General features: G+C 71.3%; 17 protein-coding genes. 16 read left to right on the forward strand and 1 reads right to left on the reverse strand.

Going from position 1 to position 19,589, the window contains the following annotated elements:
• Positions 1-17 precede the first annotated feature (17 nt).
• Positions 18-569, reverse strand: a complete 552-nt coding sequence (locus OG594_RS10745; protein WP_266597585.1) for a carbonic anhydrase — start codon at positions 567-569, stop codon at positions 18-20.
• Positions 570-995: 426 nt separating this feature from the next.
• Here OG594_RS10745 and rsmH point away from each other — a divergent pair, with 426 nt between their 5' ends.
• The 16 genes from rsmH (at position 996) to OG594_RS10825 (ending at position 19,406) form a co-directional block, all read left to right on the forward strand.
• Entirely contained in the window at positions 996-1,925 is a 930-nt protein-coding gene (gene rsmH / locus OG594_RS10750; RefSeq protein WP_053702208.1) for a 16S rRNA (cytosine(1402)-N(4))-methyltransferase RsmH, read from the forward strand.
• A 107-nt stretch (positions 1,926-2,032) separates the two neighbouring features.
• Positions 2,033-2,470 (forward strand): hypothetical protein, encoded by a 438-nt coding sequence (locus OG594_RS10755; RefSeq protein ID WP_266602777.1) that lies wholly within the window; start codon positions 2,033-2,035, stop codon positions 2,468-2,470.
• Positions 2,471-2,755: 285 nt separating this feature from the next.
• Positions 2,756-4,780 (forward strand): penicillin-binding protein 2, encoded by a 2,025-nt coding sequence (locus tag OG594_RS10760; RefSeq protein WP_266597587.1) that lies wholly within the window; start codon positions 2,756-2,758, stop codon positions 4,778-4,780.
• Between the two features lie 45 nt (positions 4,781-4,825).
• A complete protein-coding gene (locus OG594_RS10765) occupies positions 4,826-6,550 on the forward strand; it encodes a UDP-N-acetylmuramoyl-L-alanyl-D-glutamate--2,6-diaminopimelate ligase (protein ID WP_266597589.1) in 1,725 nt (574 codons plus the stop codon).
• Entirely contained in the window at positions 6,547-7,977 is a 1,431-nt protein-coding gene (gene murF, locus OG594_RS10770) for a UDP-N-acetylmuramoyl-tripeptide--D-alanyl-D-alanine ligase (RefSeq protein ID WP_266597591.1), read from the forward strand. The genes OG594_RS10765 and murF overlap by 4 nt, the downstream gene beginning before the upstream one ends.
• The gene (mraY, locus tag OG594_RS10775; protein WP_030012327.1) at positions 7,974-9,044 is read left to right on the forward strand and encodes a phospho-N-acetylmuramoyl-pentapeptide-transferase; all 1,071 of its coding nucleotides are present in this window, start codon (positions 7,974-7,976) and stop codon (positions 9,042-9,044) included. The genes murF and mraY overlap by 4 nt, the downstream gene beginning before the upstream one ends.
• Positions 9,026-10,543 carry a UDP-N-acetylmuramoyl-L-alanine--D-glutamate ligase gene (murD, locus tag OG594_RS10780; protein ID WP_266597594.1) on the forward strand — a complete coding sequence of 506 codons (1,518 nt, stop codon included), beginning with the start codon at positions 9,026-9,028 and terminating at the stop codon, positions 10,541-10,543. Before mraY ends, murD begins: the two co-directional genes overlap by 19 nt.
• Positions 10,544-10,613: 70 nt before the next feature.
• Positions 10,614-11,975 carry a putative lipid II flippase FtsW gene (ftsW, locus tag OG594_RS10785; RefSeq protein WP_266597596.1) on the forward strand — a complete coding sequence of 454 codons (1,362 nt, stop codon included), beginning with the start codon at positions 10,614-10,616 and terminating at the stop codon, positions 11,973-11,975.
• Positions 11,976-11,981: 6 nt separating this feature from the next.
• Positions 11,982-13,076 (forward strand): undecaprenyldiphospho-muramoylpentapeptide beta-N-acetylglucosaminyltransferase, encoded by a 1,095-nt coding sequence (gene murG / locus OG594_RS10790; RefSeq protein ID WP_266597598.1) that lies wholly within the window; start codon positions 11,982-11,984, stop codon positions 13,074-13,076.
• A 201-nt stretch (positions 13,077-13,277) separates the two neighbouring features.
• Complete coding sequence (locus OG594_RS10795; protein ID WP_266602779.1) at positions 13,278-13,979, forward strand: cell division protein FtsQ/DivIB; 702 nt, start codon at positions 13,278-13,280, stop codon at positions 13,977-13,979.
• A gap of 279 nt (positions 13,980-14,258) precedes the next feature.
• Positions 14,259-15,464, forward strand: coding sequence for a cell division protein FtsZ (ftsZ, locus tag OG594_RS10800; RefSeq protein WP_266597600.1), 1,206 nt, complete (start codon positions 14,259-14,261; stop codon positions 15,462-15,464).
• Positions 15,461-16,249 (forward strand): peptidoglycan editing factor PgeF, encoded by a 789-nt coding sequence (pgeF, locus tag OG594_RS10805; protein ID WP_266597602.1) that lies wholly within the window; start codon positions 15,461-15,463, stop codon positions 16,247-16,249. Before ftsZ ends, pgeF begins: the two co-directional genes overlap by 4 nt.
• On the forward strand, positions 16,236-16,955 hold the full coding sequence (locus tag OG594_RS10810; protein ID WP_266597604.1) for a YggS family pyridoxal phosphate-dependent enzyme: 720 nt from the start codon (positions 16,236-16,238) through the stop codon (positions 16,953-16,955). The genes pgeF and OG594_RS10810 overlap by 14 nt, the downstream gene beginning before the upstream one ends.
• A 149-nt stretch (positions 16,956-17,104) precedes the next feature.
• Positions 17,105-17,722 carry a cell division protein SepF gene (locus tag OG594_RS10815; RefSeq protein ID WP_266597606.1) on the forward strand — a complete coding sequence of 206 codons (618 nt, stop codon included), beginning with the start codon at positions 17,105-17,107 and terminating at the stop codon, positions 17,720-17,722.
• Between the two features lie 60 nt (positions 17,723-17,782).
• A complete protein-coding gene (locus OG594_RS10820; protein WP_030012625.1) occupies positions 17,783-18,079 on the forward strand; it encodes a YggT family protein in 297 nt (98 codons plus the stop codon).
• An 82-nt stretch (positions 18,080-18,161) separates the two neighbouring features.
• The gene (locus tag OG594_RS10825) at positions 18,162-19,406 is read left to right on the forward strand and encodes a DivIVA domain-containing protein (RefSeq protein WP_266597609.1); all 1,245 of its coding nucleotides are present in this window, start codon (positions 18,162-18,164) and stop codon (positions 19,404-19,406) included.
• Positions 19,407-19,589: the final 183 nt, after the last annotated feature.

The raw sequence follows: 19,589 nt of genomic DNA on the forward strand, positions 1-19,589 counted from the left end.
TTACGGCCTCGTGTCACTCAAGAGCTGGGATCGATCTCCCGCAGGAGCCCGGTGTGCACATCGAAGACGAAGCCTCGCACATCGTCCTTGTGGGGCAGGAAGGGGTTCGTGCGGACCCGCTGCATGGACTGGCGAACGTCCTGGTCGACGTCCCGGAAGGCCTCGACGGCCCACGCGGGACGCTGGCCGACCTCGTCCTCCAGCTCGTGCCGGAAGTCCTCGGTCAGGTTCTCGAGACCGCAGCCGGTGTGGTGGATGAGTATGACCGCGCGGGTGCCCAGGGCCCGCTGGCTGATGGTGAGGGAGCGGATCGTGTCGTCGGTGACCACACCGCCCGCGTTGCGGATCGTGTGACAGTCGCCGAGTTCCAGCCCGAGGGCCTTGTGCAGGTCGAGGCGGGCGTCCATGCAGGCCACGACGGCGACCTTGAGCACGGGGCGGGCGTCCATGCCTGGGTCGGAGAACTGCGCGGCGTACCGGTGGTTCGCCTCGACCAGCCGGTCGGTGACGGATCCGCCGACGGATGCCTCGGACGGGGACTCGGCAGGCAGGGATGCGGAAGTCGTCATGGGTACGACGGTAGTGGTCACGGCGGGTCGTCGCCCCGCGTGAGAGCGGACAAAGAACGCCAACGAGGCTTGTTGTGAGCTAACCCACAGGGGTGGGCGCGAGGCGGCTGTTCAGGTGATTCGCCGCATTTGCCGGTTCGTGTCGAGAGCCGTGCACGCCGCGCGGGGCGGTTCGTTGACCGCGGCGACCGTTGCACTAAAGTGACGCGAACCGGCCGGAGCCCGGCCCTGACCGGCCGCCCGGCCCCCGATGAACACTCCGCGTGCGCGGCGCGTACGTACGGCCCGGCCCTCTCCCGCTCTCCGGCCGGCCGGCGCCACCTTCCCCGGCGCCGGTCGCGGATGCGGGGACCCGGTGGTGCGTACGCCTGCCGCGCCGTTATCTGAGAGGGCGCTTTGACTAGCGAGTCCCGACACGTCCCGGTGATGCTCCAGCGGTGCCTGGACCTGTTGGCCCCGGCACTGGAGAGGCCCGGGGCCGTCGTCGTCGACTGCACCCTCGGCCTCGGCGGCCACAGCGAGGCCCTGCTGACCCGGTTCCCCGAGGCCCACCTCATCGGCCTCGACCGCGACAAGGAGGCCCTGCGGCTCTCCGGCGAGCGGCTCGCGCCCTTCGGCGACCGGGCCACCCTCGTCCACGCGATCTACGCGGACCTCGCCGAGGTACTGGACGGACTGGGCATCCCGGCCGTCCAGGGCATCCTCTTCGACCTGGGCGTCTCCTCCATGCAACTGGACGAGGCCGACCGCGGTTTCGCGTACGCCCAGGACGCGCCGCTGGACATGCGCATGGACCAGACGACCGGCATCAGCGCCGCCGAGGTGCTCAACAGCTACGCGCCGGGCGAGCTGGTGCGGATCCTGCGCCAGTACGGCGAGGAGAAGCAGGCCAAGCGGATCGTCTCGGCGATCGTCCGGGAGCGCGAGAAGGAGCCCTTCACCAACAGCGCCCGGCTGGTCGAACTGATCCGCGACTCCCTTCCGCAGGCCGCCAAGCGGACCGGCGGCAACCCGGCGAAGCGGACCTTCCAGGCGCTGCGGATCGAGGTCAACGGGGAGCTCTCCGGGCTGGAGCGTGCCATTCCGGCGGCGGTGGACCGGATCGCGGTCGGCGGCCGGATCGCGGTGCTCTCGTACCACTCGCTGGAGGACCGACTGGTCAAGCAGGTCTTCGCGGCCGGCGCGACCTCGACGGCCCCGCCCGGCCTGCCGGTGGTGCCGGAGAAGTACCAGCCGAAGCTGAAACTGCTCACGCGCGGCGCCGAGCTGCCCACCGAGGAGGAGATCGCCGAGAACCGGCGGGCCGCCCCGGCCAGGTTCCGCGGCGTCGAACGCATCCGGGAGGCGCGACTGTGACCAAGGCCGGGAAGGTCGCCACGCTGACCCGCGGGCAGGCGGCCCGCCTCGGCCGGGCGCTCGGCGGTCGCCCGGCCCGCCCGCGTCCCGGCGGGCAGGCGGCCCGGATGCCGTTCGTCCTGCTGGTCGTGGCCCTGCTCGGCGGCGGCCTGATCAGCCTGCTGCTGCTGAACTCGGCACTGAACGAAGGCTCCTTCCAGCTCAGCAAGCTGAGGAAGGAGACCACCGCCCTCACCGACGAGGAGCAGGCGCTGCAGCGCGACGTCGACGCCTACTCCGCGCCCGACGCGCTCCAGCGCCGGGCGCACGAGCTGGGCCTGGTCCCCGGCGGCAGCCCGGTCTTCATCGGCCCGGACGGCAAGGTCGAGGGCAGCGCCGCGCCCGCCGAGGCCCCGCCGTCGCCGACCCCGACCCCGGCTCCGCCGGCGGCCCAGGGCGCCTCCCCGGCCGCACCCGCGGCGTCGCCCCCGGCCTCGCAGAGCCCGGCAGCCGCGTCCCCGGCCCAGCCTTCGCGGCAGCAGCCCACCCCCAACCCAGGCAGGTGACGTCGTGACCCCGATGGCAGGCGGTTTCGCGGTGCCGGGGGGCAGCCCTGCGGGGCCTTCCCCCACCCCGCCCTTCCTCCGTTCCCCGGACTCCGCCCGGACCCGGTCCTCAATCTCCGGACGGGCTGAAGATTCAGCCTCGCCGGCGTTCGAGGCGCGGGGTCTGGGGCGGAGCCCCAGGAAGCCCGGGCGGAGCCGGGGGATGCTCGCGCAGCGGCGCCGCACCGGCGGGTACGCGGCCCAGCACCCCGGCAGCCTCACCGGCACCGCCCCGGCGGTGACCGCGTGAGCCCGCAGGAGCCGCCCCGGCGGCGGGTGCCCGGACCGGCCAGGCCGCCCCGTGCCGCCGGCGACCGGGCCAGGGCCGGCGCCCGCCCGGCCTCGCGCCCGGCGACCCGGCGGCCGACGGGCCCCCGTACCCCGCACACGATCCGGCTCGGCAGCCCGCGGCCCCGGCTGCGCCTGGTCGGCGTCGGCCTGACCCTCGTCATGCTGGCCTTCGTGGTCCGCCTGCTCCAGGTCCAGGCCGTCGACGCCGCGACGTTCTCCGCCGAGGCCTCCAAGAACCGCTACACCAGCGTCAAGCTGGCCGCCGAGCGCGGCGAGATCACCGACCGCCGGGGCGTGGCCCTCGCCACCAGCGTCGACGCGTACGACATCACCGCCGACCCGAAGATGTTCACCCCGCAGGACAGCAAAGCCCCGGACGCCCCGCAGCAGGCCGCCGCCCTCCTCGCACCCATCCTCGGCAAGGACGCCAAGGAGCTCACCGAGCGGCTGAGCAGCAAGAACTCCCGGTACGTCGTCCTCGCCCAGCGCCAGACCCCCCAGGTCTGGAACCAGATCAAGGACCTCAAGCGGGTCTTCGCGGACAAGGCGGCGGCCGACAAGCGGGCCAACGGCCCCGGCGCCAACGTCCTGGCCGGCGTGTTCAAGGAGACCAGCAGCAAGCGCGTGTACCCGAACGGCGACCTCGCCGCCGGGATACTGGGTTACGTCAACGCCGAGGGCAAGGGCGCCGGCGGCCTGGAGTCCTCCCTCGACAAGAAGCTGTCCGGCAAGGACGGCGAGATCACCTACGCCCAGTCCGGCGGCCGCCAGGTCCCCACCGCCGACTCCAACGAGAAGCCCGCCGTCCCCGGCGAGGACATCCAGCTGACCATCGACCGGGACATCCAGTGGGCGGCGCAGAGCGCCATCGCCGAACAGGTCCAGAAGTCCGAGGCCGACCGCGGCTACGTCATCGTCCAGGACACCCGCACCGGCGAGGTCCTGGCCATGGCCAACGCCCCGGGCTTCGACCCCAACGACCTGACCCGGGCCCGCTCCGCCGCCATGGGCAACGCCGCGCTCCAGGACGTGTACGAACCCGGCTCCACGGCCAAGGTCATGTCGATGGCCGCCGTGCTGGAGGAGAAGAAGGCCACCCCGGAGACCCGTGTCGAGGTCCCCAACCGGCTCCACCGCGGCGACCGGCTCTTCAAGGACGACATCGACCACCCGACCTGGTACCTGACCCTCAACGGGGTCCTCGCCAAGTCCTCCAACATCGGCACCATCCTGGCCACCGGCCAGCTCGGACCCACCCAGCCCGAGGCCAACGAGGTCCTGTACTCGTACCTGACCAAGTTCGGCATCGGCCGGCCCACCGGCCTGAACTACCCCGGAGAGTCCCGCGGCATCCTCGCCGCCCCCAAGGACTGGTCCACCTCCCAGCAGTACACGATCCCCTTCGGCCAGGGCCTCTCGCTCAACGCCATGCAGGCGGCCTCCGTGTACTCGACCATCGCCAACGGCGGCGTCCGCATCGAGCCGACCCTGGTGCGCGGCACCAAGGGCCCCGACGGCCGCTTCACCCCGGCCCCGGCCCCCGAGCAGGACCGCGTGATCAGCCAGGAGACCGCCAAGACCCTCGCCGAGATGCTCGAATCCGTGGTCGACGACCAGGAGGGCACCGGCACCAAGGCGAAGATCCCCGGCTACCGGGTCGGCGGCAAGACCGGCACCTCCAACCGGGTGGATCCGGCCACCGGCCGCTACAAGGGCTACACCGCGTCCTTCGCCGGATTCGCCCCCGCGGACAACCCGCGCATCACCGTCTACTGCGCCATCCAGAACCCCACGAAGGGCAGCTACTTCGGCGGCCAGATCTGCGGCCCCATCTACAAGAAGGTCATGGAGTTCGCGCTCAAGACCCTTCAGGTGGCCCCCACGGGAACCGCGCCCGCCGGGCTCCCCGTCACCTACGACGCCGCTCCTCCGCCCGCCGCGCAGCCCGCCCCGCAGCCCAGTCCGCAGCCCGGTCAGTGACCCACAGCCAGGCCAGGCCCGCCAGAAAAGCGTGAGGCACCATCAGTGACAACCATCACCCCGAAACCCGGGAACCCGACGACCGCCGAAGCCGAAGCCGGGGCCTCATTTCGCGGGCGGCCCGGTGCGCCCGGTACGCTCACCGCCGTGTCCCACGCTGATCAGCCCAGAAAGACCGAGAAGGCCCCGGCAACGCCGCCGGGAGCGCCCCGGCCCGCGTCCGCCAGCCCGAGCCCGCTGGGCGAGCTGGCCGCCCTGCTGGGCATCCCGGCGCCCGGCGCGGCGCAGATCACCGGCATCACGCACGACTCCCGTGCGGTCCGCCCCGGTGACCTGTACGCCGCCCTGCCGGGAGCCAGGACGCACGGCGCCGACTTCGCCGCCCAGGCGGCCGGCCTCGGTGCCGCCGCCGTGCTGACCGACCCCGCGGGGGCGGAGCGCGCCGCGGCGACCGGCCTGCCGGTCCTGACCGTCGACGACCCGCGCGGCCGGATGGGAGAGCTCGCCGCCGCGATCTACGGGCGCCCCGGTGAGGGCCTGCTCCAGATCGGGATCACCGGCACCTCCGGCAAGACCACCACGGCGTACCTCGTCGAAGGCGGCCTGCGCGCGGCGGGCCGTAGCACCGGACTGGTCGGCACCGTCGAGATGCGCATCGGCGACGAACGCATCAAGTCCGAGCGGACCACCCCCGAGGCCACCGACCTCCAGGCCCTCTTCGCGGTCATGCGCGAGCGCGGGGTCGAGGCCGTGGCCATGGAGGTTTCCAGCCACGCCCTGGTGCTCGGCCGGGTCGACGGCTGCGTCTTCGACGTCGCCGTCTTCAACAACCTGAGCCCGGAGCACATGGAGTTCCACTCCGACATGGAGGACTACTTCCAGGCCAAGGCGGGGCTCTTCACGGCCCGCCGGGCCCGCCTGGGCGTGGTCAACCTCGACGACGAGTACGGCCGCCGCCTGGCCAAGGAGGCCACCGTCCCGGTCGTCACCTTCTCCGCCACGGGCGACCCGGCCGCCGACTGGCGCGCCGAGGACGTCGTCACCGGCCACATGGACTCCACGCTCACGCTGGTCGGTCCCGAGGGGCAGCGCGTGCGCGCCAAGGCCCCGCTGCCCGGCCCGTTCAACGTCGCCAACACCGTCGCCGCGATCGTCACGCTCGCCGCCGCCGGCCTCGACCCGCAGACCGCCGCCGACGGCGTCGCCGCGGTCCCGGGGGTCCCCGGCCGGCTGGAGCGGGTGGACGCGGGACAGCCGTACCTCGCCGTCGTCGACTACGCGCACAAGACGGACGCCGTGGAGTCGGTCCTGCGCGCGCTGCGCGAGGTCACCACCGGCGAGCTGCACATCGTCCTCGGCTGCGGCGGGGACCGCGACACCACCAAGCGCGGCCCGATGGGGGCCGCGGCCGCCCGGTTCGCCGACGTCGCCGTCCTGACCTCCGACAATCCGCGCTCCGAGGACCCGCTCGCGATCCTCGCCGCGATGTTCGAGGGCGCCGTGTCCGTGCCGCCCGCCGAGCGGGGCACCGTCCTGGTCGACGCCGACCGGGCCGCGGCCATCGCGGCCGCCGTCGCCCGCGCCCGACCCGGCGACACCGTGCTGGTGGCCGGCAAGGGCCACGAGCAGGGCCAGGACACCGCCGGTGTCGTCCGCCCCTTCGACGACCGCACGGTGCTCCGCGCCGCGATCGAGCACCAAGCCGTGCTCGACCGGACGACCGTGCTCGATGAAACGACCCAGGTCCGACAGGCCGAGGTGAACCAGTGATCGCCCTTTCCCTCGCCGAGATCGCCGACATCACCGGCGGGCGTCCCCACGACATACCGGATCCGTCCGTCCAGGTCACCGGTCCCGTGGTCTACGACTCCCGCGAGGTCGCGCCGGGCAGCCTGTTCGCCGCCTTCGTCGGCGAGCGGGTCGACGGCCACGACTACGCGCAGCGCGCGGTGTCCGCGGGCGCCGTGGCCGTCCTCGCGACCCGGCCCGTCGGCGTACCGGCCATCGTGGTCCCCGACGTGGTGGCCGCCCTCGGAGCACTCGCCCGGGCCGTGGTCACCCGCCTGGGCACCGATGTCGTGGCCCTCACCGGCTCCGCCGGCAAGACCTCCACCAAGGACCTGATCGCGCAGGTGCTGCAGCACCACGCGCCGACCGTGTGGACCCCCGGGAACCTCAACAACGAGATCGGCCTGCCGATCACGACGCTGCGCGTCACCGAGGACACCCAGCACCTGGTCCTGGAGATGGGCGCCCGCGGCATCGGCCACATCCGCTACCTCACCGGACTGACGCCCCCGCGGATCGGTCTGGTCCTCAACGTCGGCACCGCCCACATCGGCGAGTTCGGCGGCCGCGAACAGATCGCGCAGGCCAAGGGGGAGCTGGTCGAGGCCCTCCCGGCCGAGGCGGAGGGCGGCGTCGCCGTCCTCAACGCCGATGACCTGCTGGTTCGTGAAATGGCCGGGCGCACGAAGGCCCGTACGGTGCTGTTCGGTGAGGCCGAGGACGCCGAAATCCGGGCCACCGAAGTCCGCATGACGGACAGGGGGACGGCTTCCTTCACACTGCACACACCGACCGGGTGCAGCGACGTGACCTTGCGGCTGTACGGTGAGCACCACGTGTCGAACGCGCTCGCCGCGGCCGCCGTCGCCCATGTACTGGGCATGTCCGTACAGGAGATCGCCACCGCGCTCTCCGGTGCGGGCACGCTGTCCCGGTGGCGGATGGAGGTCACCGAGCGGGCGGACGGTGTGACGATCGTCAACGACGCCTACAACGCGAACCCCGAGTCCATGCGGGCCGCACTCCGCGCGCTCGCCGCGATGGGCGGGGCCGGCAAGGCGAACGGGGGACGCACGTGGGCGGTGCTCGGCCCGATGGCCGAGCTCGGAGACGACGCTCTCGCCGAGCACGACGCGGTCGGACGACTTGTCGTCCGGCTCAACGTGAGCAAGCTCGTCGCAGTCGGGGGCAGGGAAGCCTCCTGGCTGCAACTGGGCGCATATAACGAGGGTTCGTGGGGTGAGGAGTCGGTGCTCGTGTCCGACGCGCAGGCGGCGGTCGACCTGTTGCGCAGTGAACTGCGCCCGGGTGACGTCGTGCTGGTGAAGGCTTCCAGGTCGGCCGGTCTGGAGCGGGTGGCCCAGGGCCTTCTCGACAGCACTGTCGAGGGCGAGGTCGCCGACCGATGAGGCAGATCCTGTTCGCCGGTGTCATCGGCATGTTCCTCACCGTCACCGGCACCCCGCTGCTGATCAAGCTGCTCGCCCGCAAGGGCTACGGCCAGTTCATCCGCGACGACGGCCCCCGCGGCCACGCCGGGAAGAAGGGCACGCCCACCATGGGCGGCATCTCCTTCATCCTGGCGACGCTCATCGCGTACGCCCTGACGAAGGTCCTCACCGGTGAGGAGCCGAGCTTCTCGGGCCTGCTCGTGCTGTTCCTGATGGCCGGCATGGGCCTCGTCGGGTACCTGGACGACTACATCAAGATCGTCAAGCGGCGTTCGCTGGGCCTGCGGGCCAAGGCGAAGATGTCCGGCCAGCTGATCGTCGGCATCGCCTTCGCGGTGCTGGCCCTCCAGTTCAAGGACTCGCGCGGGCTGACCCCGGCCTCCACCAAGCTGTCGTTCGTCACGGACTTCGGCTGGTCGATAGGTCCGGTGCTGTTCGTGGTGTGGGCGCTGTTCATGATCTTGGCGATGTCCAACGGCGTGAACCTCACCGACGGTCTGGACGGTCTCGCGACCGGCGCCGCGGTGATGGTCTTCGGCGCCTACACCTTCATCGGTGTCTGGCAGTTCCAGGAGTCCTGCGCCAGGGCCGGTGACCTCACCAACCCGAACGCATGCTTCGAGGTGCGCGACCCGCTCGACCTCGCGGTCGTCGCCTCCGCCCTCATGGGCGCCTGCTTCGGCTTCCTGTGGTGGAACACCTCGCCCGCCAAGATCTTCATGGGTGACACCGGCTCGCTCGCCCTCGGCGGCGCGCTCGCGGGCCTCGCCATCTGCTCCCGCACGGAGTTCCTGATGGCGCTCCTCGGCGGCCTCTTCGTGCTCATCACGATGTCGGTCGTCATCCAGGTCGGTTCCTTCAAGATGACCGGCAAGCGGGTCTTCCGGATGGCACCACTGCAGCACCACTTCGAGCTCAAGGGCTGGTCCGAGGTACTGGTCGTGGTCCGCTTCTGGATCATCCAGGGCATGTGCGTGATCGTTGGTCTCGGTCTCTTCTACGCGGGATGGGCAGCCGACAAGTGACGTCCTGGCAGGACAAGAACATCACCGTCGCCGGTCTCGGCGTGAGCGGCATCAGTGCCGCCCGCGCCCTGGCCGGCCTCGGCGCAGTGGTGACCGTGGTCGACAACGGTGACGGTGACGCGCACCGCGCCCGGGCCGCCGAGCTCGCGGCGGAGGGCATCACCGTCCGCCTCGGCCGCCTCGCGGACGGCGGGCACGCGGGCGAGGTCCTGCCCGAGGGCACCGAGCTGGTCGTCACCTCGCCCGGCTGGAAGCCCGACAGCCCGCTGTTCGAGGCCGCCGCCAAGGCCGGCGTGGACGTGGTCGGGGACGTGGAGATCGCCTGGCTGCTGCGCGAGGTCGGCCAGGAGCGGCGTGCCCTGCGGTCCGGCGAGGACGCGGCCGCAGCCCCCCGCAGGGCCCCGGCCCCCTGGCTCGCGATCACCGGCACCAACGGCAAGACCACCACCACCCAGATGCTGGCGTCGATCCTGAAGGCCGCGGGCCTGCGCACCGCCGCCGTCGGCAACATCGGCACCCCGATCATCGACGTGGTGCTCGGCGAGCAGGAGTACGACGTGCTCGCCGTCGAACTCTCCAGCTACCAGCTGCACTGGGCGCCCTCGTTGCGCGTCCACTCGGCGGCCGTGCTGAACCTGGCCCCCGACCACCTCGACTGGCACGGCTCGATGCAGGCGTACGCCGCCGACAAGGGCCGGATCTACGAGGGCAACACGGTCGCCTGCGTCTACAACGTCGCCGACCCGGCCACCGAGGACCTGGTCGTGGAGGCAGACGTCGAAGAGGGCTGCCGCGCGATCGGCTTCACCCTCGGCGCCCCCGGCCCCTCCATGCTCGGCGTCGTCGACGGCATCCTCGTCGACCGGGCCTTCGTGGAGAACCGGCAGAAGAACGCCCAGGAGCTCGCCGAGGTCACGGACGTCAACCCGCCGGCCCCGCACAACATCGCCAACGCGCTCGCCGCCGCGGCCCTGGCCCGCGCCTTCGGCGTGGAGCCGCGCGCCGTCCGCGACGGGCTGCGCGACTTCCGCCCGGACGCCCACCGCGTCGCGTACGTGGACGAGGTCGACTCGGTCACCTACATCGACGACTCCAAGGCCACCAACACGCACGCGGCGGAGGCCTCGCTCGCGGCCTTCGAGCCGGTCGTCTGGATCGCCGGCGGCCTCGCCAAGGGCGCGACCTTCGACGAGCTCGTGCAGAACGCCGCGAAGCGGCTGCGCGGCGCCGTACTGATCGGCGCCGACCGGGCGCTCATCGCCGAGGCGCTGGCGCGACACGCCCCCGAGGTCCCGGTCGTCGACCTCGACCGGACCGACACTGGGGCGATGCTCGCAGCGGTCCGGGAAGCCGCCGCGCTCGCCGAGCCCGGCGACACGGTCCTGCTGGCACCTGCCTGCGCCTCGATGGACATGTTCGCGAACTACAACAAGCGTGGGGACGCATTCGCCGACGCGGTGCGCGAACTGGCCGCCGAGAACGCTGCGGACACGGCCTAGGCCGGGGGCTCCGGGACAGGTTCCCTCCGGCCGGCAGCTCGCCTCGTACGAGTGGAGGGGAAGATCACAGATGCCGGCCAAGCAGATGCTGCCGGGGCGGCGGCCGTCCGCCGTGAAGGCGCAGGGCCGCAAACGCCCTGCGGTGCGTTCGAAGCGGCCCGCCGGGCGCGGGCCGCTGGCCCGGCTGCGGCGTACGCAGCGGCAGTTGCAGAAGGCCTGGGACCGCCCGCTCACCGCCTACTACCTGATTTTCGGCAGTTCCCTGCTCATCACCGTGCTCGGCCTGGTGATGGTGTACTCGGCCTCGATGATCAAGGCCCTCCAGCTCGGCCTCGGCGACGCGTACTTCTTCAAGAAGCAGTTCCTGGCCGCCCTCATCGGTGGCGCGCTCCTGATGGTCGCCTCCCGGATGCCGGTCAAACTGCACCGGGCGCTCTCGTACCCGGTGCTCGCCGGCACGCTCTTCCTGATGGTCCTGGTCCAGGTCCCGGGGATAGGCGTCTCGATCAACGGCAACCAGAATTGGATCTCCCTTGGCGGTCCGTTCATGCTCCAGCCCAGCGAGTTCGGCAAACTGGCGCTGATCCTGTGGGGCGCCGACCTGCTGGCGCGCAAGGGCGACAAGGGGCTGCTGAGCCAGTGGAAGCACCTGTTGGTGCCGCTGGTCCCGGTGGCCTTCCTACTGCTCGGCCTGATCATGCTGGGCGGGGACATGGGCACCGCGATGATCCTCGGCGCCATCCTGTTCGGTCTGCTCTGGCTGGCCGGGGCCCCGACCCGGATGTTCGTCGGGGTGCTCGCCTTCGCGGGTGCGATCGTCGCACTGCTCATCAAGACGAGCCCGCACCGGATGGACCGGCTGGAATGCCTGGGGGCGACAGAACCGGGCAAGAACGACCTTTGCTGGCAGGCCGTTCACGGAATCTACGCCCTCGCCTCAGGTGGATGGTTCGGTTCCGGCCTGGGTGCAAGTGTGGAAAAATGGGGGCAACTACCCGAAGCCCACACCGACTTCATCTTCGCCATCACCGGGGAGGAACTGGGTCTGGCGGGGACGCTGTCGGTGCTCGCCCTGTTCGCGGCTCTAGGCTATGCGGGTATCCGCGTGGCCGGACGCACGGAGGATTCCTTCGTACGGTTTGCCGCGGGAGGCGTGACCACCTGGATCACGGCCCAGGCCGTGATCAACATCGGTGCGGTGCTCGGCCTGCTGCCGATCGCCGGAGTCCCGCTCCCGCTGTTCTCCTACGGAGGGTCAGCCCTGCTGCCGACCATGTTCGCGGTCGGACTGCTCATCGCCTTCGCGCGTGAGGAGCCGGCGGCGCGCGCGGCCCTCGCGATGCGACAGCCGAAGACCGGCTGGTGGCGGACCGGGGTGAGATGGAAGTCGATGAGACGGCGCGTCAAGAAGCGTCCGTCCGGAGAGCGGTGAAATTCGGTGCATGTCGTACTCGCCGGTGGGGGGACCGCCGGCCACATCGAGCCGGCGCTCGCCCTCGCGGACGCCCTGCGCAGGCAGGACCCTTCAGTGGGCATCACCGCCCTCGGCACGGAGCGCGGACTGGAAACCCGCCTGGTGCCGGAACGCGGCTACGAGCTGGGTCTGATCCCCGCCGTTCCGTTGCCCCGCAAGCCGACCCCGGAACTGATCACCGTCCCGGGACGGCTGCGCGGCACCATCAAGGCGGCGGAGGAGATCCTGATCCGCACCAAGGCCGACTGCGTCGTCGGCTTCGGCGGCTACGTGGCCCTGCCCGGCTATCTCGCGGCCAAGCGCCTCGGGGTGCCCATCATCGTGCACGAGGCCAACGCCAGGCCCGGACTGGCCAATAAGATCGGCTCCCGGTACGCGCACGCCGTCGCGGTCTCCACCCCCGACAGCAAGCTGCGCGGCGCCCGCTACGTGGGCATCCCGCTGCGCCGCTCCATCTCCACCCTCGACCGGGCCGCGGTCCGCCCGGAGGCGCGCGCCGCCTTCGGCCTGGACCCCAACCTGCCCACGCTGCTGGTCTCCGGCGGTTCGCAGGGCGCCCGTCGCCTCAACGAGACGATCCAGCAGGTCGCGTCGACCCTCCAGCGCTCCGGGATCCAGATCCTGCACGCCGTCGGGCCGAAGAACGAACTGCCGCGTGTCGACAACATGCCCGGGATGCCGCCGTATGTGCCGGTACCGTACGTGGACCGGATGGATCTCGCGTACGCCGCCGCCGACATGATGCTGTGCCGCGCGGGAGCGATGACCGTCGCCGAACTCTCCGCCGTCGGGCTCCCCGCCGCCTACGTCCCGTTGCCGATCGGCAACGGTGAACAGCGGCTCAACGCCCAGCCGGTGGTGAAGGCCGGTGGCGGCCTGCTCGTGGACGACGCGGAGCTGACGCCCGACTGGGTGCTGAGCCAGGTCCTCCCGGTGCTGTCCGACCCGCACCGCCTGTACGAGATGTCCCGGGCCGCCGGTGAGTTCGGCCGCCGGGACGCCGACGAGCTCCTGGTCGGCATGGTCTACGAGGCGATCGCGGCCCACAGGTCCCGCTGAGGCGGGTAGCGCAGACGCAGGAGGCAGGGAGTGGCCGGAGGGACGACCGCGCGGCGCGGAACACCGTTTTCTGATCGGTCCGGCCCGGCTGCCCGCAAGGGCACCGGCGCTCCCAAGCCGCCGAAGCCCCCCAAGGCCCCCAAGGCCCCCAAGGCCCCGAAGTCGGCCCCGGGGGCCGGCCCACAGGGTTCCGGCGCACGCCTGCGCCGGGGCCCCGTGCTGGCCTCCCTGGCCGCCGCGGTGGTCCTCGCCGCGGGCGGCACCTGGGTGCTCTACGGCTCGTCCTGGCTCCGCGTGGAGAAGGTCGCCGCCACCGGCATGGACGTGCTCACCTCCGAGCAGGTCCTCGGTGCCGCGGCCGTCCCGGTCGGCGCGCCCCTGGTGAGCGTCGACACCGAGGAGATCGAGGGTCGGGTCCGCGGCCGGCTGCCCCGCATCGACTCGGTCGACGTGGTGCGGGCCTGGCCGCACGGCATCGGTCTGAAAGTGACGGAACGCAAACCCGTCCTGCTCATCAAAAAGGACGCCAACTTCGTGGAAGTGGACGCATCGGGTGTGCGATTCGACACGGTTCCGAAAGCACCCGCGGGTGTTCCGGTCCTCGAATTGAACGCCGGTCGATCGCCGAGCGCCCGCCGCTTCGACGAGGAACGGCTGCTGCACGAGGCCGTACTCGTCGCGGGCGCCCTCCCGGAGCCGATCGCCAAGGAAACCGTGCAGGTCAAGGTGGGTTCCTACGATTCGGTCGCGCTGGAGCTCACCGGGGGCCGGTCCGTGACGTGGGGGAGCGGTGAACAGAGCGATGCGAAGGGACGCGCATTGAACGCTTTGTTGAAAGCCGCTCCCAAGGCCGCCCACTTCGACGTGAGCGTCCCCACCGCCCCTGCTGCGTCCGGGAGTTGACGTCCGGTCCAACAGCGGCGCACCCTGGTTGGCCAGCGATACGGGTGATCACATAGGGTGAAAAGAAAAACGGGAGGTTCGGCGTGTTCGTTGAACACGCGCTACTTGTCGACTTAGTGTCCTGTTCGGAAGAGTCCGAGGAACAGGCACACCCCTAACCCTAAACTTCAGGGTGAGGGTTCGGGTCGGCGCGTTCGGACCGTCCCTATTTCGGCATCAGTCGTCGCAACGCAGGCCCGCGAGGCGGCGACACGTAACTCGAGGCGAGAGGCCTTCGACGTGGCAGCACCGCAGAACTACCTCGCAGTCATCAAGGTCATCGGTGTCGGCGGCGGTGGTGTCAATGCCATCAACCGAATGATCGAGGTCGGTCTCAAGGGCGTCGAGTTCATCGCCATCAACACGGACGCCCAGGCGCTGTTGATGAGCGACGCCGACGTCAAGCTCGACGTCGGCCGGGAACTCACCCGTGGCCTCGGCGCCGGCGCCAACCCGGCCGTCGGTCGCAAGGCGGCAGAGGACCACCGCGAGGAGATCGAGGAGGTCCTCAAGGGGGCCGACATGGTCTTCGTCACCGCCGGTGAGGGCGGCGGCACCGGCACCGGCGGCGCACCTGTCGTCGCCAACATCGCGCGCTCGCTGGGCGCCCTGACGATCGGTGTGGTCACCCGACCGTTCACCTTCGAGGGCCGGCGCCGCGCGAACCAGGCGGAGGACGGCATCGCCGAGCTCCGCGAAGAGGTCGACACCCTCATCGTCATCCCCAACGACCGACTGCTGTCCATCTCGGACCGCCAGGTCAGCGTGCTCGACGCCTTCAAGTCGGCCGACCAGGTCCTGCTCTCGGGCGTCCAGGGCATCACCGACCTCATCACCACCCCGGGTCTGATCAACCTCGACTTCGCCGACGTCAAGTCCGTGATGTCCGAGGCCGGCTCGGCCCTGATGGGCATCGGCTCGGCGCGCGGCGACGACCGCGCCGTGGCCGCCGCCGAGATGGCGATCTCCTCGCCGCTCCTGGAGGCGTCCATCGACGGCGCCCGTGGCGTGCTGCTCTCCATCTCCGGTGGCTCGGACCTCGGTCTCTTCGAGATCAACGAGGCCGCGCAGCTGGTCAGCGAGGCCGCGCACCCCGAGGCGAACATCATCTTCGGCGCCGTCATCGACGACGCGCTCGGCGACGAGGTACGGGTCACCGTCATCGCGGCCGGGTTCGACGGCGGACAGCCCCCGGCCCGCCGGGACAACGTCATCGGTGCCGCGTCCACCAAGCGCGAGGAGCCGGCCCCGGCTCCGGTCCGCGCCCCCGAGCCGGTCCGCCCGGCCTTCGGCGGACTCGGCTCGGTCACCCCGCGTGAGGAGCCCCCGGCTCCGGTCGAGCCGGCCCCGGTCGAGGTCCAGGCCCCCGCGCCGCAGGTCCCCACGGCCCGGCCGTACCAGGACAGCCCGGCCGAAGAGCTGGATGTTCCGGACTTCTTGAAGTGACACCAGAGCAGCATCACGTGGGCGGCGCCCACTTCGCCTTCACCGACCGGTGGGGCGGAGTGAGCGCCGTTCCGTACGAGGAGCTCAATCTCGGCGGCGCGGTCGGAGACGACCCGGCCGCCGTTCTCGCGAACCGGGCACGGGCGGCGCAGTCCCTGGGCCTGGCGCCGGACCGGGTGGTCTGGATGAACCAGGTGCACGGCCGGGACGTGGCCGTGGTGGACGGCCCCTGGGGGGCGGACGTCGAGGTCCCGGCGGTGGACGCGGTGGTGACCGCCCGTCGGGGGCTCGCCCTCGCGGTGCTCACCGCCGACTGCACGCCGGTCCTGCTGGCGGACCCCGTCGCCGGGGTCGTGGGGGCCGCCCACGCCGGGCGGCCGGGACTGGTCGCCGGGGTGGTGCCCGCCACCGTCGGGGCGATGGTCGACCTCGGGGCCGATCCCGGGCGGATCGTCGCCCGGACCGGACCCGCCGTCTGCGGACACTGCTACGAGGTTCCGGCCGAAATGCGGGAGGCGGTGGCGGAGGTCGTCCCCGCCGCCCGGGCCGAGACGAGCTGGGGGACACCGGCCGTCGACGTGGTCGCCGGAGTGCACGCCCAGCTCGCGGAGGCGGGGGTGGTGAACACCGGCCGCTCCCCGGTCTGCACACTGGAGTCGCGGGACCACTTCTCGTACCGCCGCGACCGGGTGACCGGACGCCTGGCCGGATATGTCTGGTTGACGGAGCTTTCCGGGGGGACGACCCCCGGACCGCCGGGGGAAAAGAAGAATGACGGATCGTAAGTCTGAGCTCGCCGAGAACCTGGCGCGGGTGGAGGAACGCATCGCGTCCGCCTGCGCGGCGGCGGGGCGGGGGCGGGACGAGGTGACGCTCATCGTGGTCACCAAGACCTACCCCGCGAGCGACGTACGACTGCTGGCGGACCTGGGTGTCCGTCATGTTGCGGAAAATCGTGACCAGGACGCCGCCCCCAAGGCCGCGGCCTGCGCGGATCTGCCGCTCAGCTGGCACTTCGTCGGTCAGTTGCAGACGAACAAAGTCCGTTCCGTGGCCGGATACGCGCACGTCGTGCAGTCGGTCGACCGGTCGAAGCTCGTGACCGCCCTCTCGGCGGCCGCGGTGAACGCCGGCCGGGAGCTCGGGTGCCTCGTGCAGATCGCCCTCGACGCGGAGTCGGGGGAGCGCGGGGCCCGCGGCGGCGCGGCGCCGGAGCAGCTCGCCGAGTTGGCTGACCTCGTCGCCGGGGCTCCGGGACTGCGCATCGACGGCCTGATGACGGTCGCTCCGCTGTCCGGCCAGTACGCGGGGCGCGAACGGGCCGCTTTCGAGCGGCTGATGGAATTGTCATCCCGCATGCGCGTGGACCATCCGGCTGCCACGATGGTGTCGGCCGGGATGAGCGCAGACCTGGAACAGGCCGTGGCGGCCGGTGCGACACATGTACGCGTCGGCACTGCGGTACTCGGCGCGAGACCCCGGCTCGGGTAACGTCGCGAAGAAAGTCGGACCACAGCAGAAAATATGGTCATTCCCGCTGATGAGCGGGCAGACCTAGTGGATCGCGGGCAGTTGGTGACATTCGTGACACGGCGGCACCTGCGACAGGGCGATCCACCACAGAGCGGAGGACTCGGAGAATGGCCGGCGCGATGCGCAAGATGGCGGTCTACCTCGGCCTCGTGGAGGACGACCGGTACGACAACCCGGGGTACGACCCCGACGACGAGTTCGAGCCCGAGCCGGAGATGGAGCGGGCTCGGGAGCGGGATCGCCGACAGCAGCCCGTGCACCAAGCGCCCGTATCGGACGAACCGGTACGAGTGGCACAGCCTCCGGCGCAGCGCGAACCTATCCCAATTCCGGTGGAAAGCGGACGTCCTGCGCGAATCGCCCCCGTGGCATCCATCACACCTGATCGTACGAACCTGGAGAAGAACGCCCCCGTGATCATGCCCAAGGTCGTCTCCGAGCGGGAGCCGTACCGCATCACGACGCTGCACCCCCGGACCTACAACGAGGCCCGTACCATCGGGGAACACTTCCGTGAGGGCACTCCGGTGATCATGAATCTCACGGAGATGGACGACACGGATGCGAAGCGTCTCGTGGACTTCGCCGCCGGACTCGTCTTCGGTCTGCACGGCAGCATTGAACGCGTGACACAGAAGGTGTTCCTGCTGTCGCCTGCTAACGTCGATGTCACGGCGGAGGACAAGGCCCGCATCGCGGAGGGCGGGTTCTTCAACCAAAGCTAGACCGATCCGTCAGACACGGGGCCGGGAACACAGCGGGAGCAGGGGAGAGGGAAGCGCGGAATGGGTGTCGCACTGCAAGTGATCTACTTCGCCTTGGGGTGCTTCCTCGTCGTGCTGATCTTCCGCCTGGTCATGGACTACGTGTTCCAGTTCGCACGTTCCTGGACACCCGGCAAGGCGATGGTGGTCGTACTGGAGGCCACCTACAGCGTCACCGATCCACCGCTCAAGCTTCTTCGGCGGGTCATTCCGCCGTTGCGTCTCGGGGGCGTGGCACTCGACCTGTCCTTCTTCGTTCTGATGATCATCGTTTACATCCTCATCAGTTTCGTGCGCACCGCTGCGAGCGGCTTGTGAACGATGTGCTTCCCCGCGGGCGCGGGGACAGTCCCGATACGGTCTTGCCGACTGCCGACGACTACGTAGAGGTGAAGAAGACATGCCGCTGACTCCCGAGGACGTGCGGAACAAGCAGTTCACGACCGTCCGCCTCCGAGAAGGCTATGACGAGGACGAGGTCGATGCCTTCCTCGACGAGGTCGAGTCCGAACTGACGCGCCTGCTGCGCGAGAACGAGGACCTGCGCGCCAAGCTGGCCGCCGCCACGCGTGCCGCCGCGCAGAACCAGCAGCAGCAGGGCATGCGCAAGGCCGAACCCCAGGACCAGCGCGGCCCCGGCGCCCCCGTGCCCGCGGCCATATCCGGCCCGCCGCAGCAGCAGCCGCAGATGGGCCCGCCGCAGCTCCAGGGCGGCCCGCCGCAGCTTCCGGGTGGCCAGCCGCAGCTTCCGCCGGGCCCCGGCGGCCAGGGCCAGCAGGGCCCCGGTCCGATGGGCGGCCCCATGGGCGGTCCCATGCAGCAGCACCCCATGGGTGGACCCCAGGGCATGCAGCAGCAGCCCATGGGCGGCCCCCAGGGCATGCAGCAGCAGTCGATGGGCGGCCAGAACCCGCTCGGCCAGCAGATGCAGCCCATGGGCCAGCAGATGCAGCCGATGGGGCAGCAGATGCAGCCCATGGGTCAGCCCATGCAGCAGATGCAGCAGCCGCAGCTCCCGCAGCAGGGCCCCGGTGGCGACAGCGCCGCACGTGTCCTGTCGCTGGCGCAGCAGACCGCCGACCAGGCGATCGCGGAGGCCCGCTCCGAGGCCAACAAGATCGTCGGCGAGGCCCGGTCGCGCGCCGAGGGCCTGGAGCGGGACGCCCGCGCCAAGGCCGACGCGCTGGAGCGGGACGCGCAGGAGAAGCACCGCGTCGCGATGGGCTCCCTGGAGTCCGCCCGCGCCACGCTGGAGCGCAAGGTCGAGGACCTGCGGGGCTTCGAGCGCGAGTACCGTACGCGTCTGAAGTCCTACCTGGAGTCGCAGCTGCGCCAGCTGGAGACCCAGGCGGACGACTCGCTGGCCCCGCCGCGGAACCCGGCGGGTCCCGCGCTGCCGCCGTCGCCGTCGCCCTCGATGGCTCCGGCCGGTGCGATGGGCCACTCCATGGGCGGTCCCTCGATGGGTGGCCCGTCCCCCATGGGCGGTCCCTCCCCGATGGGTGCCCCGTCCTACGGCGGCAACCAGCAGCAGATGTCCCCGGCGATGACCCAGCCGATGGCTCCGGTGCGGCCGGCTGCGCCGCAGCCGATGCAGGCGCCGTCGCCGATGCGGGGCTTCCTGATCGACGAGGACGACAACTAGGCGCCGCCGCGTTCTGCGGTCGGCAGCCGCGCTCTACGGGCCGGGCCCGGTTCCCCTTCGGGGGCACCGGGCCCGGCCCGTTTCGCTGCCCGCGCGCGGCACCGTTGCGGGGGCTCCGCCCCCGACCCCCCGCGCCTCAATCGCCGGCGAGGCTGAAAGATCCGGGGCTCCGCCCCCCCCGAG

The sequence above is a fragment of the Streptomyces sp. NBC_01214 genome (assembly GCF_026340975.1).
Lineage (GTDB): Bacteria > Actinomycetota > Actinomycetes > Streptomycetales > Streptomycetaceae > Streptomyces.